This window comes from Streptomyces spongiae (assembly GCF_009377185.1).
In the GTDB taxonomy this organism is placed as follows: domain Bacteria; phylum Actinomycetota; class Actinomycetes; order Streptomycetales; family Streptomycetaceae; genus Streptomyces; species Streptomyces spongiae.
This window is the reverse complement of sequence record NZ_VJZC01000050.1, coordinates 1-24,141: the sequence shown is the minus strand read 5'-3', so window position 1 is coordinate 24,141 and position 24,141 is coordinate 1. Positions and strand designations below refer to the sequence as shown.

General features: G+C 70.4%; 21 protein-coding genes. 13 read left to right on the top strand and 8 right to left on the bottom strand.

Annotation, left to right across the window (positions count from 1 at the left end):
- Window positions 1–143: 143 nt before the first annotated feature.
- From FNH08_RS10665 to rhaI, 6 genes are all read right to left on the bottom strand, one after another.
- Window positions 144–812 (bottom strand): LutC/YkgG family protein, encoded by a 669-nt coding sequence (locus tag FNH08_RS10665; RefSeq protein WP_322724187.1) that lies wholly within the window; start codon window positions 810–812, stop codon window positions 144–146.
- On the bottom strand, window positions 809–2,296 hold the full coding sequence (locus tag FNH08_RS10660; protein ID WP_194238452.1) for a LutB/LldF family L-lactate oxidation iron-sulfur protein: 1,488 nt from the start codon (window positions 2,294–2,296) through the stop codon (window positions 809–811). Before FNH08_RS10660 ends, FNH08_RS10665 begins: the two co-directional genes overlap by 4 nt.
- The gene (locus FNH08_RS10655) at window positions 2,293–3,048 is read right to left on the bottom strand and encodes a (Fe-S)-binding protein (RefSeq protein ID WP_152771207.1); all 756 of its coding nucleotides are present in this window, start codon (window positions 3,046–3,048) and stop codon (window positions 2,293–2,295) included. Before FNH08_RS10655 ends, FNH08_RS10660 begins: the two co-directional genes overlap by 4 nt.
- Before the next feature lie 182 nt (window positions 3,049–3,230).
- On the bottom strand, window positions 3,231–4,682 hold the full coding sequence (locus tag FNH08_RS10650) for a rhamnulokinase (RefSeq protein WP_322724192.1): 1,452 nt from the start codon (window positions 4,680–4,682) through the stop codon (window positions 3,231–3,233).
- Window positions 4,683–4,702: 20 nt separating this feature from the next.
- On the bottom strand, window positions 4,703–6,742 hold the full coding sequence (locus tag FNH08_RS10645; RefSeq protein WP_152771205.1) for a bifunctional aldolase/short-chain dehydrogenase: 2,040 nt from the start codon (window positions 6,740–6,742) through the stop codon (window positions 4,703–4,705).
- A gap of 130 nt (window positions 6,743–6,872) precedes the next feature.
- The gene (gene rhaI / locus FNH08_RS10640) at window positions 6,873–8,033 is read right to left on the bottom strand and encodes an L-rhamnose isomerase (RefSeq protein WP_322724185.1); all 1,161 of its coding nucleotides are present in this window, start codon (window positions 8,031–8,033) and stop codon (window positions 6,873–6,875) included.
- Between the two features lie 296 nt (window positions 8,034–8,329).
- Between rhaI and FNH08_RS10635 the strand changes: the two genes are divergently transcribed.
- The 11 genes from FNH08_RS10635 to FNH08_RS10585 all read left to right on the top strand — a co-directional run bounded on the left by FNH08_RS10635 (window position 8,330) and on the right by FNH08_RS10585 (window position 20,023).
- Window positions 8,330–9,847, top strand: coding sequence for a sugar ABC transporter ATP-binding protein (locus FNH08_RS10635; protein ID WP_152771204.1), 1,518 nt, complete (start codon window positions 8,330–8,332; stop codon window positions 9,845–9,847).
- Window positions 9,844–10,884 (top strand): ABC transporter permease, encoded by a 1,041-nt coding sequence (locus tag FNH08_RS10630; protein ID WP_152771203.1) that lies wholly within the window; start codon window positions 9,844–9,846, stop codon window positions 10,882–10,884. The genes FNH08_RS10635 and FNH08_RS10630 overlap by 4 nt, the downstream gene beginning before the upstream one ends.
- Window positions 10,877–11,866, top strand: coding sequence for an ABC transporter permease (locus FNH08_RS10625; RefSeq protein ID WP_152771202.1), 990 nt, complete (start codon window positions 10,877–10,879; stop codon window positions 11,864–11,866). The genes FNH08_RS10630 and FNH08_RS10625 overlap by 8 nt, the downstream gene beginning before the upstream one ends.
- Window positions 11,867–11,951: 85 nt before the next feature.
- The gene (gene rhaS, locus FNH08_RS10620; protein WP_152771201.1) at window positions 11,952–13,034 is read left to right on the top strand and encodes a rhamnose ABC transporter substrate-binding protein; all 1,083 of its coding nucleotides are present in this window, start codon (window positions 11,952–11,954) and stop codon (window positions 13,032–13,034) included.
- A gap of 17 nt (window positions 13,035–13,051) precedes the next feature.
- Window positions 13,052–13,372, top strand: a complete 321-nt coding sequence (locus FNH08_RS10615; RefSeq protein WP_152771200.1) for an L-rhamnose mutarotase — start codon at window positions 13,052–13,054, stop codon at window positions 13,370–13,372.
- 54 nt (window positions 13,373–13,426) lie between these two features.
- Window positions 13,427–14,857, top strand: coding sequence for a BNR repeat-containing protein (locus FNH08_RS10610; RefSeq protein ID WP_152771199.1), 1,431 nt, complete (start codon window positions 13,427–13,429; stop codon window positions 14,855–14,857).
- A 123-nt stretch (window positions 14,858–14,980) separates the two neighbouring features.
- Complete coding sequence (locus FNH08_RS10605; protein WP_152771198.1) at window positions 14,981–16,006, top strand: LacI family DNA-binding transcriptional regulator; 1,026 nt, start codon at window positions 14,981–14,983, stop codon at window positions 16,004–16,006.
- Window positions 16,007–16,129: 123 nt separating this feature from the next.
- Window positions 16,130–17,431 carry an alpha/beta fold hydrolase gene (locus FNH08_RS10600; protein WP_152771197.1) on the top strand — a complete coding sequence of 434 codons (1,302 nt, stop codon included), beginning with the start codon at window positions 16,130–16,132 and terminating at the stop codon, window positions 17,429–17,431.
- A 38-nt stretch (window positions 17,432–17,469) separates the two neighbouring features.
- Entirely contained in the window at window positions 17,470–18,213 is a 744-nt protein-coding gene (locus FNH08_RS10595) for a PIG-L deacetylase family protein (RefSeq protein ID WP_152771196.1), read from the top strand.
- Between the two features lie 22 nt (window positions 18,214–18,235).
- Window positions 18,236–19,129, top strand: coding sequence for an RNA polymerase sigma factor SigJ (gene sigJ / locus FNH08_RS10590; RefSeq protein ID WP_152771195.1), 894 nt, complete (start codon window positions 18,236–18,238; stop codon window positions 19,127–19,129).
- Between the two features lie 63 nt (window positions 19,130–19,192).
- The gene (locus FNH08_RS10585) at window positions 19,193–20,023 is read left to right on the top strand and encodes a pentapeptide repeat-containing protein (protein WP_152771194.1); all 831 of its coding nucleotides are present in this window, start codon (window positions 19,193–19,195) and stop codon (window positions 20,021–20,023) included.
- Here the strand turns inward: FNH08_RS10585 and FNH08_RS10580 are convergent.
- Entirely contained in the window at window positions 19,985–21,532 is a 1,548-nt protein-coding gene (locus tag FNH08_RS10580; RefSeq protein ID WP_152771193.1) for a cytochrome P450, read from the bottom strand. The genes FNH08_RS10585 and FNH08_RS10580 overlap by 39 nt on opposite strands.
- A gap of 108 nt (window positions 21,533–21,640) precedes the next feature.
- Here FNH08_RS10580 and FNH08_RS10575 point away from each other — a divergent pair, with 108 nt between their 5' ends.
- Both FNH08_RS10575 and FNH08_RS10570 read left to right on the top strand, forming a co-directional pair.
- Complete coding sequence (locus FNH08_RS10575; protein ID WP_152771192.1) at window positions 21,641–22,249, top strand: TetR/AcrR family transcriptional regulator; 609 nt, start codon at window positions 21,641–21,643, stop codon at window positions 22,247–22,249.
- 163 nt (window positions 22,250–22,412) lie between these two features.
- Window positions 22,413–23,138 (top strand): DUF2470 domain-containing protein, encoded by a 726-nt coding sequence (locus FNH08_RS10570; protein WP_152771191.1) that lies wholly within the window; start codon window positions 22,413–22,415, stop codon window positions 23,136–23,138.
- Here FNH08_RS10570 and FNH08_RS10565 read toward each other — a convergent pair.
- Window positions 23,106–24,141 (bottom strand): lactonase family protein (locus FNH08_RS10565; protein ID WP_152771190.1); only part of this gene is annotated, 1,036 nt, incomplete at its 5' end. The genes FNH08_RS10570 and FNH08_RS10565 overlap by 33 nt on opposite strands.

Sequence of the window (24,141 nt, the reverse complement as noted above, 5' to 3'; positions counted from 1 at the left end):
TTTCCCCCCGAGTCTCGATGATCCACAGCTTCAATCGTTTGCGTTTCCGATGATTCGAGAAGCTATGGATGTCCCGAGTCGCCTGTCAACGCGCCCAAGGGTTTTCGGCCGAAAACGGGCTGAAAAGTACCTACCCGATGCCTCTACGACGTGACCTCGTCCCCGGGCAGGCCGCTCACCAGCACCACCTCCAGGGTGCGCGGGCCGTGCACCCCCTCGACCCGGTCCAGTTCGATGTCGCTGGTCGCAGACGGGCCGGAGATCCAGGTCAACGGGCGGTTCGGGTCGAGGCGTTCGAGGCCCTGGGGTACCGAGGAGACGACCTGCCCGGGAACGCGTACGACGCAGATGTGGTGGTCGGGGACGAGAGTGATGCGGCGGCGGCCCTGGTCGGGGGAGCCGTCCAGGACGATGGTGCCGGTCTCCGCGATAGCCACCGCACAGCCCGTCACCACGCTGTCGACCTGGTCCAGTTCGTGCGGGGTGCTCTCCAGGCGGTCCTGGACGCGGGGCAGGTCGACCCCCGCGAGCCACGACGCCGGCAGCCCCGGCGGGACGAGCACACTCCGCGAACCCCGCCCGGTCAGGAGCCGCGCGAGCACGCCCGGCAGCTCCTCGTCCGTGCAGCGGTGCACGAGCGCCCGGTAGTCCGCCAGGTTCTCGGCGAGGAGGTCCACCGTCTCCTCGACACCCCGGTCGCCGTGCTCACGAAGATAGTCGCGTTGAATCGCCTGGTCGTACGGCGTGTCGTCCTGCCGTACGTCCGCGAGCGCGCGCCGTACGCGGCCCAGGATCGCGTCCCTGCTGCTCACTTGCCCTCGCCCTTTCCGCCGTTCGTACGCTGCCACCAGTCCCGGAACGGTTCCGCCGGTACGGCAGGAAGATCGCGGCTTCCGCTCCACGCACTGCCCGGCCCCGGCAACGTGCGCGGGTGGAAGCGGCGCGTGCGGGACGCCAGCCGCTGCCCGGTGCGCAGGGCGCCCGGGTGACTGAACGCCCAGCGGGCCGCACGCATCGCCGCCCGCTCGGCGGCGTGCCCCTTCGCGGGTTTGAGCACCACTTTGCTGCCCTGTTGGGTGACTTGGCCGCCCTGCACGACCCGTTCCCTCAGATGCACCAGCACCTCGGGGATGTCGATGGCGACCGGGCACACCTCGTAGCAGGCACCGCACAACGACGACGCGTACGGGAGGGAGGCGTCGATCTCGCTGGCCGTGCCCCGGAGTTGAGGGCTGAGGATGGCACCGATCGGCCCGGGGTAGACCGAGCCGTACGCATGGCCGCCCGCCCGCTCGTACACCGGGCAGACGTTGAGGCACGCCGAGCAGCGGATGCAGCGCAGGGCCTGGCGGCCGACCTCGTCGGCGAGGGTGTCCGTGCGGCCGTTGTCGATCAGCACCAGATGGAAGGTCCGCGGGCCGTCAGCCGTCTCGGAGTCCGTCGTGCCCGTCCACATCGACGTGTACGGGTTCATGCGCTCGGCCGTCGAGGAACGGGGGAGTGTCTGCAGGAACACCTCCAGGTCCTGCCAGGTGGGCAGGATCTTCTCGATGCCGACCACCGAGATGAGCGTCTCGGGGAGGGTCAGGCACATACGGCCGTTGCCCTCGGACTCCACGACGACCAGCGTGCCGGTCTCGGCGATCATGAAGTTGGCCCCGGAGATGCCGACCTTGGCCCGCAGGAACTTCTCCCGCAGGTGCAGGCGGGCGGCCTCGGCGAGTTCGGCGGGCGTGTCGGTGAGGCCCTCGGGTGCCGGGCGGCCCCACTCGCTCATCTCGCGGGTGAAGATGTCGCGGATCTCGCCGCGGTTGCGGTGGATCGCCGGGACGAGGATGTGGGAGGGCCGGTCCTTGCCCAACTGCACGATGAGCTCGGCGAGATCGGTCTCGTAGGCGTGGATGCCCTCGGCCTCCAGGAACTCGTTCAGCCCGATCTCCTGCGTGGCCATCGACTTGACCTTGACGACCTCGCTCTCGCCGGTCGCCTTCACCAGGTCCGTCACGATCCGGTTGGCCTCGTCGGCGTCGGCCGCCCAGTGGACCGTACCGCCCGCCCGTGTGACCGACTCCTCCAACTGCACGAGATAGCGGTCGAGATGACGGAGGGTGTGGTCCTTGATCCGCTTGCCCGCCTCACGTAGCGCCGCCCAGTCGGAGACCTCGGTCACCGCCTTGGCGCGCTTGGCGCGGATGGTGTGGGTGGCGTGGCGGAGGTTGCCGCGCAAGGTCGTGTTGTTGACGGCCTCGTGGGCCGCCTTCGGGAACGCCGGCATCCCGACGAACGTCCCGCTCATCCCAGGGGCTCCTCTTCCGTACTCGCCAGGATCTCGGCGATGTGGACCGGACGCATCCCGGTCCGCAGCCGGGTCATCGTGCCACCGATGTGCATCAGACAGGAGTTGTCGGCCGCGCACAGCACCTCGGCGCCCGTGGACTCGGCGTTGCGCACCTTGTCCGTCCCCATGGCCGCGGAGACATCGGAGTTCTTCACCGCGAAGGTGCCGCCGAAGCCACAGCACTCGTCGGCGCCGGGCAGCTCGCGCAGTTCGAGTCCCTTGACCGCCTGGAGCAGCCGGTGCGGCCGGTCGCCCAGACCCAGGCTGCGCAGACCGTGGCAGGTCGGGTGGTACGTCACCGTGTGCGGGTAGTACGCGCCCACGTCCGTCACACCCAGCACGTCCACCAGGAACTCGGTCAGCTCGTACGTCTTCGGCACGACCGGCGCCAGCGTGCGCGCGAGCGTGTCCCCACGTCCCTCGGCACGCGCCCGCTCACCCATGCGCGGGTACAGCTCCCGCACCATCGAGCCGCACGACCCGGAGGGGGTCACGATCGCCTCGTAGTCGCGGAATACATCGGAGAACTGCCGAGCGAGCGGCTCGGCCTGATGCCGGTATCCGGTGTTGTAGTGCGCCTGACCGCAGCATGTCTGGCCCATCGGGAAGTCGACGTCGACGCCCAGTCTGGTCAGCAGTTTCACCACGGCCCGGCCGGTGTCCGGATAGAGCGTGTCGTTGACACAGGTCAGGAACAGGGCGACACGCATCGCGGCTCCTTGGGGTCGATCATCGGATGAGTGCAGGTTACGACGTGGGCGCGCGCACGGGGAGGGGGCCCGGCCGTAAGACATGGGGTGTCGTGGAATGAGACAAGGGATGCCGTGGCATTGGAGGGGCCCCGCCCACCGGATGCAGGCGCGGTGGGCGGGGCCCGGTCATCGCTGCCCGCTCACCGCGTGGTGAGCCGTGCCTCCGCCGCACGCCACGCCGCCGTGTCGCCCCGCGGCTCGTACCGCTCCAGCGGCTGCGTACGGGCCAGGAGCCCCCGCATCGCCGCACGGTCGCCGACCAGCCCCTGGGCACGTGCCTGGACGAGGACGTTGCCGAGCGCGGCCGCCTCCGCCGGACCCGCGACCACCGGGAGCCCGCAGGCGTCGGCGGTCAGCTGGCAGAGCAGGGCGTTGCGGGTGCCGCCGCCGACGACGTGGACCACGTCCACCGGATGGTCGGCGAGCGCCTGGGCCTCGGCGACCGCCCGGCGGTGGGCGAGGGCGAGCGAGTCGAGGATGCAGCGGGTGATCTCGGCGGGAGTCTCCGGCACGGGCTGCCCGGACTCCCGGCATGCTCCGGCGATGCGCTCGGGCATCCGGCCGGGAGCCAGGAACGCCGCGTCTCCCGCGTCCACGACCGACCGCAGCGCAGGCACCTCGCCCGCCGCCCGCAGCAGCTCACCGAGGTCCGGCTCGCCCCACTCCCGTACGCACTCCTGGAGCAGCCACAGCCCCATGATGTTCCGCAGGTAGCGGACCGTGCCGTCCAGGCCCAGCTCGTTGGTGAAGTTGGCGGCCCGGCTCGCCTCCGTGAGGACCGGCGCGTCCAGCTCCAGGCCCGCCAGGGACCAGGTGCCCGTGCAGATGTACGCGAAGCGCTCACCGGTCGCGGGGACGGCGGCCACCGCGGACGCCGTGTCGTGCGAGCCGACCGTCGTCACCGGCACCGGACCGGTCAGCCCCGTCTCCTCCAGCACCCGCTGCCGCAGCAGACCCGCCGGGTCCCCGGGCTGCCGCAGGGGCGCGAACAGCTCCAGGTCGATACCGAGGCGGGCCGCCACGTCATACGCCCAGTCACGGGTCCGCGGGTCGATCAGCTGGGTCGTCGAGGCGTTGGTGAGCTCGGTGCCGGGCTCGCCCGTGAGCCAGTACGTCAACAGGTCGGGAATGAGCAACAGCCGCCTGGCCTGCGCGAGTTGGGCGGAGGAACGCGCGGCCGCCAACTGGTACAGGGTGTTGAACGGGGCGTACTGGAGCCCGGTCGCCGCATACAGCTCGGCGGCGGGCACGGTGGCCCACACCTTCTCCGCGACGCCCTCGGTGCGCGCGTCGCGGTAGTGGACCGGGTTGCCGAGGAGGGCGTCGTCGGCGTCCAGCAGACCGTAGTCCACGGCCCAGCTGTCGATGCCGACGGAGTCGAGCCGTCCACCACATCCGGCTCCGGCCGCCCGCAGCCCGTCCAGCACGCCCCCGTACAGCGAGAGGACGTCCCACCGCAGCCCCTCCGGCACGCGCACCGGCCGGTTGGGGAAGCGATGGGCCTCGGTCAGCTCCAGGGAGCCCGCCCCCACCCGGCCGACCATGACACGCCCGCTGGACGCGCCGAGGTCGACCGCGGCGAAGGTCTTCACTGCCGTACCCATGGACGTACTCACCGCAGGAACGCGGCGGCGACGCCGGCGTCCACCGGGACGTGCAGACCGGTGGTGTGCGTCAGGTCCCCGCCGGTCAGCGCGAACACCGCGTTCGCCACGTGCTCCGGCAGCACCTCGCGCTTGAGGATGGTCCGCTGGGCGTAGAACTCGCCCAGCTTCTCCTCCTCCACCCCGTACACCGCGGCGCGCTTGGCTCCCCAGCCACCGGCGAAGATGCCGGAGCCGCGCACGACGCCGTCCGGGTTGACGCCGTTGACGCGGATGCCGTGCTCGCCCAGCTCCGCGGCCAGCAGCCGCACCTGGTGGGCCTGGTCGGCCTTGGTGGCGGAGTAGGCGATGTTGTTGGGCCCGGCGAAGACGGCGTTCTTGGAGGCGATGTAGACGATGTCGCCGCCGAGCCCCTGCTGCGTCATCACCCGGGCAGCCTCGCGCGAGACGAGGAAGGACCCGCGGGCCATGATGTCGTGCTGGAGGTCCCAGTCCTTGGCGGTCGTCTCCAGCAGCGGCTTGGAGATGGAGATGCCGGCGTTGTTGACGACGAGGTCGACACCACCGAAGGCGAGCACGGCCGCCTTGAAGGCGGCGACGATCTGCTCCTCGTCCGTGACGTCCACGGTGACGGAGACGGCCTTGTCGGAGCCGCCCAGTTCCTCGGCGACGGCGGCGGCGTTCTCCGCGTTCAGATCGGCGACGACGACACACGCCCCCTCGGCGACGAGCCGATGCGCGATGGCCTTCCCGATCCCGCTCCCCGCACCCGTCACCAGCGCGACCCGTGTCGCGAGCGGCTTGGGCTTCGGCATCCGCTGGAGCTTGGCCTCCTCCAGCGCCCAGTACTCGATGCGGAACTTCTCCGACTCCTCGATCGGCGCGTACGTCGACACGGCCTCGGCCCCGCGCATCACGTTGATCGCGTTGACGTAGAACTCGCCGGCCACCCGGGCGGTCTGCTTGTCCTTGCCGAAGGAGAACATGCCCACGCCGGGGACCAGCACGATCGCGGGGTCGGCGCCGCGCATGGCGGGGGAGTCGGGTTCGGCGTGCCGCTGATAGTAGGCGGCGTACTCCTCGCGGTACGCGGCGTGGAGCTCCTTGAGCCGGGCGGCCGCCTCCTCGATCGGGGCGGTGGGCGGCAGGTCCAGCACCAGCGGCCGCACCTTGGTCCGCAGGAAGTGGTCGGGGCAGGACGTCCCCAGCGCCGCGAGCCGCGGGTGCTCGGCACGGGCCACGAAGTCGAGCACGACATCGGAGTCGTTGAAGTGCCCCACCTGCGGCCGGTCCTGCGAGGCGATCGCCCGGACGTACGGCGCGAGCGCGGCGGCCCGCTCCCTCCGCTCGCCCTCGGGCAGCGCCTCGTACCCCTCGATGACGGGCCCGAAGGGCTCGGGCCTGCCCCGCTCGGCGAGGAATGCCTCGGCGGTCCGGATGATGTGCAGCGAGTTCCGCTCGCACTCCTCGGCGGTGTCACCCCACGCCGTGATCCCGTGCCCGCCGAGGACACACCCGACGGCCTGCGGGTTGTCGGCCTTCACCGCGGCGATGTCCAGTCCGAGCTGGAACCCGGGCCGACGCCACGGCACCCACACCACACTGTCCCCGAAACACTCGGCGGTCAGCTTCTCCCCGTCCGCGGCGCACGCGAGCGCGATACCGGAGTCGGGGTGCAGATGATCGACGTGGGCCGCGTCCACGAGTCCGTGCATGGCCGTGTCGATGGACGGAGCCGCCCCGCCCTTCCCGTGCAGGCAGTAGTCGAACGCGGCCACCATCTCGTCCTCGCGCTCCACACCGGGATACACCTCGGTGAGCGCCCGCAGCCGGTCCAGCCGCAACACGGCGAGCCCGGCCTCGGTGAGCGTACCGAGATCACCACCGGACCCCTTCACCCACATCAACTCGACATCACCGCCGGTCACGGGATCGGTCTCGGAGCCCTTCGCGGAGGCGTTACCGCCGGCGTAGTTGGTGTTACGGGGATCAGCACCGAGCCGGTGAGAGCGAGCGAGGAGGGCGGCGGCTTCGGGGTGGGTTGCCATATTTGTTCAGTCCTTCTTGACGTATGAGTACGTGAGGCGCGCCCCCAAAGGGGCGCGGGGAACCGCGCGACCAGCCACAAACGGCCCGCAGCCTGCAACCGGCCTTACCCGGCAGACGAGACGCAGCAGCTCACGCCCCCCAACCCGCCTGCTCCCCACCAACCCGCTCCTCAACGATCTTCGCGGCCCACCCGGACCCGGCGTAAGCCGCAATGGGGTCGGGGTCCAGCCCCATCTCCTCCCGCACCTCACGAAGCAACGGCCGCACATCGGTGTTGTACGCATCCATGAGCACGGCATTCGCACCGAGCACATCCCCGGACCGCTGAGCCGCACCCAACGCCTCCCGGTCAACCAGCAGCGCTTTCGCCGTGGCCTCCTGCACATTCATCACCGACCGGATGATCGCCGGAATCTTCGCCTCGATGTTGTGGCACTGGTCGAGCATGAACGCGACCTCGGACGTGAACCCACCCCCGCGCACCACCTCGTACATGATCCGGAACAGCTGGAACGGATCAGCGGCCCCCACCATCAGGTCGTCGTCCGCGTAGAACCGCGAGTTGAAGTCGAACCCACCGAGCTTCCCCTCACGCAGCAGCGTGGCGACAATGAACTCGATGTTGGTGCCCGGCGCGTGGTGCCCCGTGTCCACCACGACCTGCGCCTTCGGCCCAAGCTTCAGACAGTGGGCGTAAGCCGTACCCCAGTCCGGAACGTCCGTCGTGTAGAAAGCGGGCTCGAAGAACTTGTACTCCAGCAGCATCCGCTGCCCCTCACCGAGCCGCCCGTACACCTCGGCGAGCCCCTCGGCGAGCCGGTCCTGCCGCTCCCGCACATCGTCCTGACCGGGGTAGTTCGTCCCGTCGGCGAACCACAGCTTCAGATCTTTCGAACCCGTCGCGTCCATGATGTCGACGCACTCGAGCAGATGATCAACAGCCTTGCGCCGCACGGCGGCATCCGGATGGCAGATGCTGCCGAGCTTGTAGTCGTCGTCCTGGAAGGTGTTGGAATTGATCGCGCCCAGCTTCACACCCCGGTCCTCGGCGTGCTTCGCCAGCGCGGCGTAGTCGTCGACCTTGTCCCAGGGGATGTGCAGCGCCACGGTCGGCGCGACACCGGTGTAGGCGTGCACCTGGGCGGCGTCGTCCAGCTTCTCCTGCGGTGTACGTGGAACGCCTTGCTGCGCGAACACCTTGAAGCGCGTCCCCGAGTTCCCATACGCCCACGACGGCGTCTCGACGGCCTGGGTCTTGAGCGCGGCCTTCACCGCGACGAGCTCGGTCACTTCAGGGCTCCTGTGACATCGGGTCCGGACAACGGGCGACGGCCGTCTGTAAGGACGCCCGCCTGAAACGATTCAGGAGCTGAAGCTAGGAGCCCTCGGAATGACTGTCAACCCCTCTGACACAGCCCACCCGTCGTGACCAGGACGTGACCTCTCCCTATCGCATATCTATCGAAAAAATTTCGATCCGCACCCATTGACGCGACCTGCGCGTCGTGCCTAACGTCCCGGCAACCCAGTTGAAACCTTTCACGACGCCGTGAGGCCCGCCCCGCGGGCGTCGTCGAGGAGCCCCCATGACCCACCCGTCCGACACGGGTCCGGCCCCGGTGCTGGCGCTCAGGGACATCTCGAAGTCCTTCGGAGCGGTGCGCGCCCTGCGGGACGTGTCCCTGGAGCTGTTCCCCGGAGAGGTGCACGCCCTCGCCGGTGAGAACGGCGCGGGCAAGTCGACCCTCATCAAGACGCTCGCCGGGGTCCACCGTCCGGACGCCGGCCAGGTGCTGCTGGACGGCGAGCCGACCGTCTTCCACGGCCCGGCCGACGCCCGCGACGCCGGCATCGCCGTGATCTACCAGGAGCCCACGCTCTTCCCCGACCTGTCGATCGCCGAGAACATCTTCATGGGCCGGCAGCCCAAGCGCGCCCTCGGCCGCATCGACCACAAGGCCACGCACGCCGCCACCCTCGCCCTGATGCAGCGCCTCGGCGTCGAACTCGACCCCGACCGCCCGGCACGCGGACTGTCCATCGCGGACCAGCAGATCGTCGAGATCGCCAAGGCGCTCTCCTTCGACGCCCGCGTCCTCATCATGGACGAGCCCACCGCCGCCCTCACCGGCAGCGAGGTCGCGCGCCTCTTCGGCGTCGTCCGCACACTGCGTGAGCAGGGCGCCGCGGTGCTGTTCATCTCGCACCGCCTGGAGGAGATCTTCCGGATCTGCCAGAGGGTCACGACCCTGCGCGACGGTGCCTGGATCTCCAGCGAGCCGGTCGACGGCATGACCGAGGACGACCTCGTGCGCCGTATGGTCGGCCGCGACCTCGACGAGCTGTACCCCAAGCAGGAGGTCGAGGCGGGCGAAGTGGCGCTCAGCGTACGCCGGTTGACCCGGGAGGGCGTCTTCACCGACGTCTCCTTCGATGTGCGGCGCGGCGAGATCGTCGGCCTCGCCGGACTCGTCGGCGCCGGGCGCACGGAGGTCGCCCGGGCCGTCTTCGGCGTCGACCGCTGGGACGCGGGCGAAGTGGAGGTCGACGGGAAGGCACTGACGAACGGTGCCCCCTCCACCGCCATGGCCGCCGGGCTCGCCCTCGTCCCCGAGGACCGCCGCGCCCAGGGCCTGGTGATGGACATGTCCATCGAGCGCAACATCGGCCTCACCGGCCTGCGGACGACCGTGAAGGCCGGCCTCATGGACCGCGGCGCCGAACGCAGCCGCTCCCTCGACTGGGCCGTCAAGCTCCAGGTCAAGTACGCGCGCATCGCCGACACCGTCTCCACGCTGTCCGGCGGCAACCAGCAGAAGGTCGTCCTCGCCAAGTGGCTGGCCACCGGCCCCAAGGTGCTGATCGTCGACGAGCCCACCCGTGGCATCGACGTCGGTACGAAGGCCGAAGTGCACCGGCTGCTCAGCGAGTTGGCCGCCGACGGGGTGGCCGTCCTGATGATCTCCTCCGACCTGCCCGAGATCCTCGGCATGGCCGACCGCGTGCTCGTGATGCACGAGGGCCGCCTCACCGCCGAGATCCCTCGCTCCGACGCCACCGAGGAATCCGTGATGGCCGCAGCCACCGGGAGGGCCGCCGCATGACGGTGACCGCCCCGAACCCAGCTCCCGCGACCGAGGTGCCCAAGTCCAGCGGCACCCGGCTGGTCGACCGCGTCTTCAAGATGCGCGAACTCGCCATCCTGGTCGTCTTCCTGGTGATGATCGTCATCACCCAGCTGGGCAACAGCCAGTTCCTCACCCAGCAGGGCATCAAGGACCTGCTGCTGAACGCCACCATCCTGGTCCTTGTCGCCACCGGTCAGTCGCTGGTCGTCATCACGCGCAACGTCGACCTGTCCGTGGGCTCCACGCTCGGCATCAGCGCCTTCGCCGCCGGTACGTACCTCCAGGGCGGCGGGAACCCGGTCGTCGCCATCCTGCTGGCGGTCCTGGTGGGCATCGGCTTCGGCCTGCTCAACGGACTCCTCGTCAGCCTCGGCCAGGTACCGGCGCTCGTCGTCACGCTCGGCACGCTGTACATCATCCGCGGCATCGACTCCATCTGGGTCGGCTCCCGCCAGATCGTCGCGTCCGCCCTCCCGGACGGCTTCGTCGACTTCGGCTCCGGCGGCATCTCCGCCGTGCCCTGGCTGGCGATGATCGCCCTCGTCGTCCTCGTGGCGACCGCGTACTACCTCAAGCACTTCGGCAGCGGCCGCGAGCTGTACGCCCTCGGGTCGAACCCGGAGGCCGCACGGCTCGCCGGAATCCCCGTCCGCAAGCGGATCCTCGCCGCGTACACCTTCTGCGGCGCCCTCGCCGGACTCGCCGGCGCCCTGTACCTGGCCCGGTTCGGCAACGTCGACTCCAGCACCGGCAACGGCTACGAACTCACCGTCGTCAGCGCGGTCGTCGTAGGTGGCGTCGTCTTCACCGGCGGCTCCGGCAGCGTCTACGGCGCCGCGCTCGGCGCGCTGCTGCTGACCTCGATCAACAGCGTGCTGCCCGCCCTCGGTGTCAGCTCGGTCTGGGTGCTCGCCATCAACGGCATCCTGCTCATCCTCGCCATCGCGGTCGACCGGATCGTCGCCCTGCGCGTGGCCTCCGCCCTGAAGAAGAGGAACGCCCGCCATGGCTGACTCGTCGCTCGCGCGCGCCGTCCGCTGGGACACGGTCGTCGGCGCCCTCCTCATCGTCGTCCTGCTGCTGTCCTTCGGCACCGTCGACGGCTTCGGCAACGCCCTCAACCTGTCGTTCCTGATCGGCAACACCCTGCCGATCGCACTGATCGCCCTGCCGATGACCCTGCTCGTGGTCGCCGGAGAGATCGACCTCTCGGTGGCCTCCACCGCCGGTCTGTCCGGTGCGGTGATGGGCGCCCTGTGGAACCAGGGCATGACCATCGAGACGATCATCCCGATCTGCCTGCTGCTCGGTGTGGTGTGCGGCCTGGTCAACGGCCTCCTCGTGACCCGGCTCGGGCTGCCCTCCCTCGCCGTCACCATCGGCACCCTCGCCGCCTACCGGGGCATCGCACAGATCGTGCTCGGCTCCGACGCGGTGACCGACTTCCCCACCCAGTACCTGGACTTCGCGGCCGGCCGACTCGGGGACACCTTCATCCCCTACGCCTTCCTGCCGTTCCTGGTGCTGCTCGCGATCGCCGTGGTCGCGCTGCACGCCACCCCGTTCGGGCGGTCGCTGTTCGCGATCGGCGCGAGCGAGGAGGCCGCGCGGTTCGCGGGCATCCGCGTCAAGCGGCAGAAGCTCGTCCTGTTCACGGTGACCGGCCTCATGGCCTCCCTCACCGGGATCTTCTGGGCGCTGCACTACGCCAGCGCCCGCTACGACAACGCCACGGGGCTCGAACTCTCCGTCGTGGCGGCGGTGTTGCTCGGCGGTATCGACTTCGACGGTGGCAAGGGCACGTTGGGCGGCGCGATCGCCGGGGTGTTTCTGCTCGGTGCGTTGCAGAACGTGATGAGTCTGCAGGACGTCTCCGCTCAGTCGCAGATCGTCGTCACTGGTGTTCTTCTCGTCCTCTCCGTGCTCGGTCCGCGGGTTGCACGGCAGATCGCTGTTGCCCGAGCGCGTAGCGCTCCGCTGAAAGGTCGTTCCTAGACCGCGGGTTGTCTGTGGCTGGTCGCGCAGTTCCCCGCGCCCCTGAAGGGGCGCTCCACCTCACCTCAGTAAGAAGGAACCCACCATGCGCAAGTCATCCCTCCGCCGTGCCTGTACGGCCCTCGTCGCCGTCACCTCCCTCGCGCTCGCCGCCACCGCCTGCGGTGGCACCACCAAGAAGGACGTCAGCAAGGAGAACGCCTCCGCCGCGTCCGATGCCAAGGCCAACCCCAACGCCGAGCTGAAGAAGGGCCTGACCGTCGGCTTCCTGCCGAAGCAGGTCAACAACCCGTACTTCACCTCCGCCGACAAGGGCGGCGAGAAGGCGCTCACCGAACTGGGCAGCAAGTACAAGGAGGTCGGCCCGTCCAGCGCCACCGACACCGCCGGCCAGGTGAGTTACGTGAACACCCTCACCCAGCAGCAGGTCGACGCGATGGCCGTGTCCGCGCAGGACCCGGGCGCCCTGTGCACCGCGCTCAAGCAGGCCATGAAGAACGACATCAAGGTCGTCACCTACGACTCCGACACCAAGCCCGACTGCCGCAACGCCTTCGTCTCGCAGGCCAGCGCCGAGGACCTCGGCCGCACCGAGGTGCAGCTGCTCGCCGAGCAGATCGGCTACAAGGGCGAGATCGCGATCCTGTCCGCCGCGCAGACCGCGACGAACCAGAACACCTGGATCGACTTCATGAAGGACGAGCTCAAGGACCCCAAGTACAAGGACGTGAAGCTCGTCAAGGTCGCCTACGGTGACGACGACGCCCAGAAGTCCTTCCAGCAGACCCAGGGCCTGCTCCAGGAGTACCCGAACCTGAAGGGGATCATCTCCCCGACCACCGTCGGCATCAAGGCGGCCGCCCAGTACCTGTCGGGCTCCAAGTACAAGGGCAAGGTCAAGCTGACGGGTCTCGGCACCCCGAACGACATGCGCAAGTACGTCAAGAACGGCACCGTCGAGGCGTTCGAGCTGTGGGACCCGGCGAAGCTCGGGGAGCTGGCCGCCCGTACGGCCGTGGCGCTGTCCTCGGGCCAGATCACGGGCAAGGAGGGCGAGACGTTCAAGGCCGGTGACATGGGCGAGTACACCATCGGCAAGGACGGCGTGATCAGCCTCGGCAAGCCGACCGTGTTCGACAAGAAGAACATCGACCAGTTCAACTTCTGATCCCCGGAGGGTCGTTGATGAAGCGCGTGTGCTTCCTGCTGAAGGTCCGGGCGGACCGCCTCGACGAGTACCGCGAGCGGCACGCCGCCGTGTGGCCCGAGATGCTTCAGGCGCTCTCGGCCACCGGCTGGCACAACTACTCGCTCTTCCTGCGCGAGGACGGTCTGCTGGTCGGCTACCTGGAGACCGAGGACTTCGAGGCCGCCCAGGCCGGCATGGAGGCCACCGACGTCAACGCCCGCTGGCAGGCGGAGATGGCGCCGTTCTTCGAGTCGCTGGACGGCGCCCGGCCCGACGAGGCCATGAAACCGCTCACCGAGGTGTTCCACCTCGCCTGAAACTCCCCATGTGAACCCCCACCGCTCAGCTCGCCCGACAATGGAGTCCCCGAGATGAACAGACGCACGCTGCTGGGCGCCGCCCTCGCAGGCGCCGTGGTGACCCCCGCCCTCGCCTCCGGCACCGCCCGCGCCGCTGACCCGGGCCCCTCGCTCACCCTGACCGGCAGCACCCTGCTCGACACCCAGGCCATCTACTTCGTCTCCTACGACGGCCTGGTCAACAACAACGCGTTCCAGAAGAACGGGCTGCTGACCTACAAGGGCTACCAGTACGCCGCCTGGTACACCGCCGACCGCAACGCCGTCGTCGGGCGCCGCGTCCTCGGCGGGACCACCTGGTCGACCGTCAAGGTGGGCCACACCCTCCGCTACGACGACTCCCACAACGTCATCTCCATGGGCATCTCCAAGGTCGACGGGCGCCTCCACCTCAACATGGACTCCCACAGCGACGGCTTCACCTACGTCAAGTCGGTCGCCGGCCTCATGGACAACCCGGGCGGGCTGAGCTGGACCACGAGCCGCTTCGGCGCGCCCCAGTCCACACTCGACGGGGTCGCGCTCACCTCGCAGTTCACCTACCCGCAGTTCATCTCCACACCCGAGGGCAAGCTCCAGCTGAGCTACCGCGTCGCCGTCTCCGGCAACGGCCGCAACGCGCTGGCCGAGTACGACGGCACGTCCTGGACCAACCTCGGCGAGTGGTCCAGTTCCACCGGCACGTACACCAGCGAGCACGGCTCCAGCACCGCCCGCAACATGTACCTGCACGGCATCGACTACGACAGGAACGGGCGACTGCACTCGTTCTTCACCTGGCGCGAGCAGAACGGCGCCGTGATGTGCAGCGGCGGCGGCATCACCAACCACGACACCGGCTACGTCTACTCGGACGACCGCGGCCGCACCTGGCGCAACAACGCGGGCACCGTCGTCGGCACCACCGGCGGCTCCGACAAGGTCTCCGTCACCGACTCCGGGCTGGTCGTGGACGCGCTCAACCCGGACCACTCGCTGATGAACCAGGAGAGCCAGTTCACCGACTCGGCCGGCCGGCCGCACGCCATCATCAGCTACGTGCCCGGCCGCTTCGGCCAGTGCACCACCAACTACGTCACCGACCGGACGAACAACGGCCGTGCCTTCCACGTCCGCAAGAACTCCTCCGGCACCTGGCAGAAGACCGAGATACCGGTCCCGCTGAACTCCAGCCAGCGCACCAAGCTGATCCTCGACAAGTACGACAACGCGTACGCGATCTTCCCGTTCTGCCGTGTCGCCGGGGCCTCCAAGGCGTCCGGATACACGGACTGGACGGTCCTGTACGACGGTGTCGGCGCCGGGCTCAACGCCTTCGGCGAGGTCGTGATCGACGAGACGCGGGTCGGCCAGGACAACTTCCTGTCGATCATGTACCAGGAGAAGTCCAGCGGTACGACGCCCTCGGCGCTGCGCAACCTCAACTTCCGCCTGCCCGCCTGATCCACGGCGCCGGGAACGGGACACCGTGACCGGCGCGACCGTGGCGGGTGCGCTGGTCACGGCACCTGAAGGTAATGTGAACGCGCACCCGCCGCCCCGTATCTCCCTGGAGGTCCTCGCCCGATGACCCAGTCGGTGGGTATCAAGGACGTCGCCCGCGCCGCCGGAGTCTCCGTGGGCACGGTCTCGAACGTGATCAACCGCCCGGACACGGTGGCCTCCGAGACCCGTGCCCGCGTGCTGTCGGCGATAGACCGCCTCGGCTACGTCCGCAGCGAGTCGGCGCGCCAGCTGAGGGCCGGGCGCAGCCGCATCATGGGACTGCTCGTGCTCGACATGGGCAACCCCTTCTTCGTGGACGTGGCGCGCGGCGCCGAGCGGGCCGCCCGCCAGGCCGGGCTCGGCGTGATGGTCTGCAACAGCGCGCAGAGCGCGGGGGAGGAGGCCGAGTACCTGTCGCTCTTCGCCGAACAGCGCGTCCGGGGCGTCCTGCTCACGCCCGCCGACGCGACCGGACGCAACATCAAGACGTTCCGCCGCCACGGCATCCCCTTCGTCCTCGTCGACCGGGTCGCCGAGGGAACCACCGAGTGTTCGGTGTCCGTCGACGACGTGGCGGGCGGCGCGCTCGCCGTACGGCATCTGATCGACGCCGGGCACCGCTCCATCGCGTACGTGAGCGGCCCGCCCGGCCTCAACCAGGTCCGCGACCGCCGTACGGGCGCCCTCAGCGCGCTGGCCGAGGCCGGTCTGGGCCCCGACTCCCTGCGCGAGCTGCCCACCGAGCGCCTCGACGTGGCCGCGGGCCGCGACGCGGGCGCCCGGCTGCTCGGTCTCGCCGACCGCCCGACCGCCGTGTTCTGCGCCAACGACCTGCTCGCCCTCGGCGTCTTGCAGGCCATGTTCGCGGCCGGGGTGAGCGTGCCGGACGACCTCGCCATCGTCGGCTACGACGACATCGAGTTCGCCGCCGCCGCGGCCGTCCCCCTCACCTCCGTACGGCAGCCCGCGGTGACCATGGGAGCACTCGCGGCCGAACTGCTCCTGGAGGAGACCGAGACGGAGACGGCACCCACGCCGCACGAGCACAAGCGGGTCGTCCTCCAACCGGAGCTGGTGGTGCGCAGCTCCAGCCTTTCGGGACGCTGACCCCGCGTTCAGCAGGAACTGACCCACCATTCAGTGGAATTTCTTGATCCACGGGGTCGGCCGGGCGAAGAATCTGTGGTGAAGTGGTGGGCGGCCTGGAATCCGTTCGCCTCGGGAGTCCTGTTGACCGCCAGCTACCGTCAGCCCGGTGTCGTCCTCACCGACCGCCGCTTCACCGTGCCCCTCGACCACGACGACCCGGCGGGGGAGCGGATCGAGCTCTACGCGCGTGAGGTCGTCGCGAGCGACAAGACGGACAAGGACCTGCCCTGGCTGGTCTACCTCCAGGGCGGACCCGGCTTCGGCGCCAACCGGTTCGTCGGCAAGCCGGCCTGGCTCGGCCGCGCCCTGAAGGAGTTCCGCGTCCTGCTCCTCGACCAGCGCGGTACCGGCGCCTCCACACCCGCCAACCGGCAGACCCTCCCGCTGCGCGGAGGCCCCCGCGAGCAGGCCGACTACCTGGCCCACTTCCGCGCCGACTCCATCGTCCGCGACTGCGAGGCCATCCGCCCCGAGGTCACCGGCGGCGCTCCCTGGACCGTACTCGGCCAGAGCTTCGGCGGCTTCTGCACGGTCACCTACCTGTCCACCGCGCCCGAGGGGCTGAGCGCCGCCGCCATCACCGGTGGCCTGCCCTCCCTCGACGCGCACGCGGACGACGTCTACCGGGCCGCCTACCCGCGCATCGAACGCAAGGTCGCCGCCCACTACAGGCGCTACCCGCAGGACGTCGAGCGGGCCCGGCGGATCGCCGAGCACCTGCTGGCGCACGAGGTCGTCCTGCCGAACGGCTTCCGGCTCACCGCCGAGGCGTTCCAGTCCCTCGGCATCGTCCTCGGCAAGAGCGACGGCAGCCACCGCCTGCACTACCTCCTGGAGGACGCCTTCGTCCGCACCCCGCAGGGCCCCGCCCTCTCCGACGCCTTCCAGGAGGAGGTGCTGGGGCTGCTGTCGTTCGCGGGCCACCCCCTGTACGCGCTCGTCCACGAGGCCTGCTACGGCCAGGGCGAGCGGCCCACCGCCTGGGCGGCGGAGCGGGTACGCGCCGAGTTCCCGCAGTTCGACGCGGCCAAGACGCTCACCGGGGACGGTCCGCTGCTGTTCACCGGCGAGTCCGTCCACCCGTGGACGTTCGACACCGACCCGGCGCTGCGCCCCCTGCGCGAGACAGCGGAGGAACTGGCCGCCCGCACCGACTGGAAGCCCCTGTACGACCCGGCCCGCCTCGCCGTCAACGAGGTACCGGTCGCCGCGGCCGTCTACCACGACGACATGTACGTCGACACGGCCCACTCGCTTCAGACGGCCCGCGCGATCCGGGGCTTGCGCACCTGGGTCACCGACGAGTACGAACACGACGGCGTACGGGCCTCCGGACCCCGCGTCCTGGACCGGCTGCTGGCGCTGACGCGCGACGAGGTGTGAACCGGGCCGCCGTCCGCCCCGCGGGTTAGTGTGCCGACATGACCGAGCCGACGAACGACCAGCTCACACCCATGCCCGAGGACTGGCGGCGCGCCCTCGCCGTCGTGGCCCACCCGGACGACCTCGAATACGGCTGCTCGGCGGCCATCGCCACCTGGACCGACGGCGGCCGCGAGATCACGTACGTCCTGGCCACCCGCGGCGAGGCCGGCATCGACACCCTGGAGCCCGCCGAGTGCGGACCGCTGCGCGAGCGGGAGCAGCGGGCCGGCGCGGCCGTGGTGGGGGTGACGGAGGTGGAGTTCCTCGATCACCAGGACGGCGTCATCGAGTACGGCACGGCGCTCCGCCGGGACATCGCGGCGGCGATCCGCAGGCACCGCCCCGAGCTCGTGATCACCCTCAACCACCGCGACACCTGGGGCGGTGTCGCCTGGAACACGCCCGACCACGTGGCCGTGGGCCGCGCCACCCTGGACGCGGTCGGCGACGCAGGCAACCGGTGGATCTTCCCCGAGCTGACCGAACAGGGCCTGGAGCCCTGGAGCGGTGTCCGCTGGGTCGCCGTCGCCGGTTCCGCGACGCCCACCCACGCGGCGGACGCCACGGCCGGACTCGACCGCGCGGTGCGCTCCCTGCTGGAACACCGCACCTACATCGAGGTGTTGACCGACCAGGACCCGGAGACGTACGTCCGCGAGTTCCTGACCGGGTACGCCCGGGCCGCGGGGGAGCGCTTCGGCGGGAAACCGGCCGTGGCGTTCGAACTGTTCAGCCGATGAGCGACCACAGACGGGGGAGAGAATGAAGGACGAGAAGGAACAGCTCGCCGAGCGGTTCGAGGAACACCGCGGCCATCTGCGGGCGGTGGCCTACCGGATGCTCGGCTCGCTCAGCGAGGCCGAGGACGCCGTGCAGGAGACCTGGCTGCGGCTCAGCCGCTCCGACACGAGCGACGTGCACAACCTCGGGGGCTGGCTGACGACCGTGACCGGACGGGTCTGCCTGGACATGCTGCGCTCGCGCCGCACCCGGCGCGAGGAGCCCATGGACGCGTACGAGACGTTCGTGCCCGATCCGGTCGTCGGCTCCCTGGACCGCGTGGACCCCGAGCACGAGGTGCTGCAGGCGGACGCCGTCGGGCTCGCCCTGCTGGTGGTGATGGAGACGCTGGAGCCCGCCGAGCGGCTCGCGTTCGTGCTGCACGACATGTTCGCGGTGCCCTTCGACGACATCGCGCCGATCGTGGACCGCTCCACGGCCGCGACCCGGCAACTCGCCAGCCGGGCCCGGCGCCGCGTGCAGGGTTCCGCGCCCGCCCCGGATCCCGACCTGACGCGGCAGAAGCAGGCGGTCGACGCCTTCCTCGCCGCCTCACGCGGAGGGGACTTCGAGGCACTGCTGTCGGTGCTCGACCCCGAGGTGGTGCTGCGCGCCGACGCCGGAGCCCTGGCCGTGGGCGTGGCCGCGTCCAAGCAGGTGCGGGGCAGGCAGTCGGTGGCCGAAGGCGCCTTCATGTTCCGGCAGTTCTCGCAGTACGCGCGGCCGGTGCTCGTCAACGGATCGGTGGGTCTGCTCACGGTCGTCGACGGCAAGGCCGTGTCCGTCATGGGGGTCACGGTCGTGGACGGGAAGATCACGGGGATGTACATCCTGTCCGACCCCGAGCGGCTCGCACGGCTCGATCTGGTGGCATAGGTGAGTTCTTTCCCCGCAAGGGAGTTGGAGGGGTGAGATCGCGCCGTCGATAGGCTGAAGCGTATGGAACAGACAACCGCCCACGGCTCGCCGGAGCTTCGTGCCGACTGCTCGCGGTGCTTCGGACTGTGCTGTGTGGCCCTGCCCTTCGCCGCCTCGGCGGACTTCGCGACGGACAAGGCGGCCGGTGAGCCGTGCGGCAACCTCCGGGAGGACTTCCGCTGTGGCATCCACGCCGAGCTGCGGCAGAAGGGTTTCACCGGCTGCACGGTCTACGACTGCCTCGGCGCGGGGCAGAAGGTCTCGCAGGTCACCTTCGGCGGGCGGGACTGGCGGAGGGGGCCGCGTGAGGACGCGCGCCGGATGTTCGACGTGTTCCCCGTCGTCCGTCAACTCCACGAACTGCTCTGGTACCTGACGGAGGCCCTGACCCTGCCCGCCGCCCGGCCGGTCCACGCGGACGTACGCGCCCTGCTCGCCGAGACCGAACAGCTCACTCTCCAGACCCCGGACGAGCTGGTGGAGTTGGACGTCCCCGCACACCGGCAGCGCGTCAACGTCCTGCTGCTGAGGGTGAGCGAGCTGATGCGGGCGGGTGCGGGGCGCCGGAAGGAGCGCCGGGGTGCCGATCTGATGGGTGCCCGCCTCAAGGGCGCCGACCTCCGTCAGGCCAACCTCCGCGGCGCGTACCTCATCGCCGCCGATCTGACGGGGGCCGACCTGCGGGGCGCGGACCTGATCGGTGCCGACCTGCGCGACGCCGATCTCACCGACGCCGACCTGACCGGCGCCTTCTTCCTGACCCAGCCCCAGCTCAACTCGGCCCGGGGGAGCGGCGGTACGAAGCTGCCGGGTTCAGTCGGCCGCCCCGGTCACTGGACAGCGAGGGACTGACGGGGTGTCCGCCGTGTGCTCCTCGGGATCCGCCGCGGCGGACAGGGGACCGCGGGAGTCCAGGTGCAGCGTCAGCCCCTCCGGCATCAGCGTCAGCCGCTCGGCCACCCGCAGCTGGTACTCGGGGTCGGGCCGCAGCTCGTAGCGGCGCAGCAGCAGGCCCAGCACGAGCGTCGCCTCGTGGAGGGCGAACTGGCGGCCTATGCAGGCCCGCGCCCCCGTGCCGAACGGCTTGAAGGTGTGCGCGGGCCGGGCCCGTACTGCCTTCGCGTCGAAGCGGTCGGGGTCGAACCGCTCGGCGTCGGCACCCCACACGGCCGGGTCCCGGTGCAGCATCACCGTCAGGACCAGCGCCCACGCGCCCCGCCGCAGCGGGTGCACACCGCCCAGCACGGTGTCCTCCCGGGCCTCGCGGGCGAAGGCGGGCGCCGTCGGCCACAGTCTCAGCGACTCGTCGAGCACCCGCCGGACGTACCGAAGCCGGGCCACCTGCTCGTACCCGGGCCGGGGCGTGTCGCCCCAGACGCGGTCCACCTCGGCACGGGCGCGGGTGGCGACGTCGGGGTGCCGGGACAGGTAGTGCAGGGCGAAGGAGAGGGCGCCCGAAGTGGTCTCGTGGCCGGCGACCAGGAAGGTGATGACCTGGCGGCGGACGTTCTCCGGGGACAGCCGCTCGCCGGTCTCCGGGTGCGCGGTCTCCAGCATGCGGTCGAGCAGGTCGCCGTTGCCGTCGCCCTTTCCGGAGCTGCGCCGCGCCTCGACCACCTCGTCCACCGTGCGGTTCAGGTACGCCATGTCCGCCTCGTTGAGCCGGGCGGCGCGGCGCAGCAGCAGCGGGGCCAGCGGCTCGGGGACCTGGTTGCGGCGCTGCGCGTACGACAGGGTGCCCACCATCGCGGTGACGAAGGGGTGCGGCCGGGCGCGCTCGAAGGAGCCGAAGTCGTGGCCGAATCCGGTGCGGGCGATCGTCTCCAGCGTCAGCCTGGTCATGTCGCGGGGCACGTTCACGGCCCGGCCCGCCGTCCGCTCCCGGTCCCAGCTGTCCATCAGCCGCTCGGCCACGTCGAGCATCATCGGGTGGTAGCCCTCCATGGCCTCGCGGCTGAAGCCCGGGGCCAGGACGTCGTGCGCGAGCTGCCAGTTGGGCTCGTCGTTGTACGCGGTGAACAGCCCGTCCCCGGCGATCGGCCGCAGATTGGCGACGCCCAGGCCGACGTGCTTGGCGAACCGCGACTCGTCGGCCATCTCGGCGGCGAGGTCCGCGCCCCCCACGAAGACGATCTCCTTGCCGAACGCCTTGCGCCGGAAGACCGGGCCGAGTTCACGGCCGATCCGCATCGAGTCCTGCACGGGCGACCGAAGCCGCGCGCCCAGCACGTCCCCGAGCACCGGGAGCCGGTGCGGTGGGTGGGGGATGCGGTGCAGCTCCGGCCAGCCCAGCTCCGCCCCGCGGAACCCCTTCGCGACGGTGGCCTCCGGGGCCTGTGGTGCTTCTGTCGTATCCGCCATGACACCAACTCCCCTGCGCCCGTCCCTCTGCGCATCTGTTGTACGTGGATTCAATAGCGGTTCACAGCCTCATCCCGTTGTTGAATCCGTGTCAAGTAAAGTTGCGGCATGGCCGGTCAGCAGTCAGAGCGCCCGCGCCGTCGGCTCAGCACCGAGGAGCGCAGGGAGCAGCTCCTGGCGGTCGGGGCGCGGCTCTTCGCGGAGAGCCCGTACGACGACGTGTGGATCGAGCAGGTCGCTGACATCGCCGGAGTGTCGCGCGGGCTGCTGTATCACTACTTCCCGACCAAGCGGGACTTCTTCGCGGCCGTCATGGAGCGCGAGAGCGAGCAGATGCTGCGGATGACGGCCCCGGTGCCGGGGGTTCCGGCACGCGAGCAGTTGGGCGCCGGACTCGACGCGTACCTGGAGTACGTCGAGGTGCACGGACACGGCTACCGGGCCTTCCACCGAGCCGCCGCGGCGGGCGACCCGGCCGTACGGAAGACCTACCGGCGGGCGATGGCGGAACAGGAGGCGCGAATCCTGGCCGCCATCGCAGCGGACTCCGAGTTCGGCTGGACGGTCGAGGAACGGCCGGAGCTGCGGTTCGCGGTTCGCGGGTGGCTGGCGTTCACCCGTGCCGTCTGCCTGGACTGGGCGGCCGGAGCGGAGCTGTCCCGGGACCAGGTACGGGACCTGTGCGTACGGGCGCTACTGGGCGCGATAGCGCCCTGAAGGGGCGCGGGGAACTGCGCGACCAGCCACGTAAGACCCGCACACGCACACGGCGAGAACCAGCAACGGCGAGTGGGCGCCCCCGCTGACCGAACGGAGTGCAGGGTTGGCGTGAGCACCGATCTTCGATAAGTTAGGCAAGGCTTACCTAAGGGAGGTTCGGATGGCTGACCGTCACACCTGGACGGCCGCGCCCGCCGCGGCCGAGCGCGCCCGTTCGGTGCTCGCCGCGGCCTGGTCCTGCGCGGTGACCGCGGAGGGCGGCAGGGAGGAGTTCGTCGGAGCGCACACCGTGGCCGAGGACGGCCGTGTACTGCTGCACGTGCCGGAGGACAGCGCACTCGTCACGGCCGCGATCTGTGCGCCGCGCGGCGAGCCGTCCGCCGTGCTGGAGTTCGCCGACGTGGCCCCCGTCGCCATGCGCAACCGTATCCGCTCCCGGCTCTGGATGGCCGGCTGGTTCGCCTCCGAGGACGGGCAGCTCGCGTTCCGGCCCACGAGGGTCGTGCTGCGCCAGCCCTCCGGCGCGGTCGTCGTCGACCTCGACGAGTACGCCGCCGCCATGCCCGACCCACTCGCCACGGCCGAGTTCCAGCTGCTCACCCATCTCGCCGAGGCCCACCCCGACGCGGTCGAGCGGCTCACCCGCCTCGTCGACTCCGACAGCCTGCAAGGCGCCGTCCGCGTCCAGCCGCTCGCCGTCGACCGGCACGGCCTCACCCTGCGCATCGAGCGGGCCCGCGGCAACGGCGACGTACGCCTGACGTTCCACAAGCCCGCCGACGACATGGCACAGCTCACGGAGCGCATGCACATCCTGCTCGCCCAGGCCGGCGCCGCTCGCCGTCCCCGCGCACTACAGCGGCAGCGCACAGACGGCGACGGGTGACGCGAACGGCTCTCCCGCGCTCCGCAGTTCACCGCTCTCACGGTCCACGTGGAACACGCTGACCGCGCTCGACTTCTGGAGCGACGCGAACAGCAGCGTTCCGTCGGGGGAGAACGCGATCTGACGCGGGAAGTCCCCACCCACCGGCACCGTGTCCAACAGCTTCAGCCGTGCCCCGCCCGCCTCGACCGCGTAGCGCGTCAGACTGTCGTGGCCGCGGTTGGCGAGATACGCGTACGACCCGTCCGCCGTGACCAGGAGCTGTGCGGGGTAGTTCGTGCCGGAACCCGTGCCCGTGGCCTGCGGGTCACCCGGGGTCAGCCGGCCACTGTCCGGGTCGTAGGCGCACACCACGACCGTGTTGTCGACCTCGTTGGCGAGGTACGCGTGGCGGCCCCCGGGGTGGAAGGTCAGATGCCGCGGCCCGGCTCCCGGCCGCGTTTGCGCCCGTGAGACCTCCGTGAGCGTGCCCTTCGCCTCGTCCAGGCGGTACGTGTACACGGTGTCCGTGCCGAGGTCCACGGCGAGGACATGGCCGCCGTCCGGGCTCGTGACGAACTGGTGCGCGTGCGGGCCGTCCTGCCCCGGTCCGGGCTCCGGACTGTTGTGCACGACGCGATCCGTGCGTTCACCGAGCGCGCCCGAACCGTCGATGGGGTGCACGGCCACGCTGCCCGAGCCGTAGTCGGCGCTCAGCAGCCAGCGCCCGCCGGGGTGCACCGACAGCTGACAGGGGGCCGCGCCACCGGTACTCCGCGCGCCGAGAACCTGGTGGTCGGAGAGCCGTACGGCGGTCACCGTGCCCTTGGTCCGCTCGTTGACGGCGTACAGCGTCCGGCCGTCCGGGTGCAGCGCGAGGTACGAGGGGTCGGCGACACCGGTGATGGTCTTCCCGCCCTTGATGCCGCCGGTCTCCGCGTCGTACGTCGCCACGCGGATGCCGTCGCCGCCGCCCTCGACCGAGGTGTACGTGCCGATGTAGAGCGGGTGCGGGCCCGTGGGG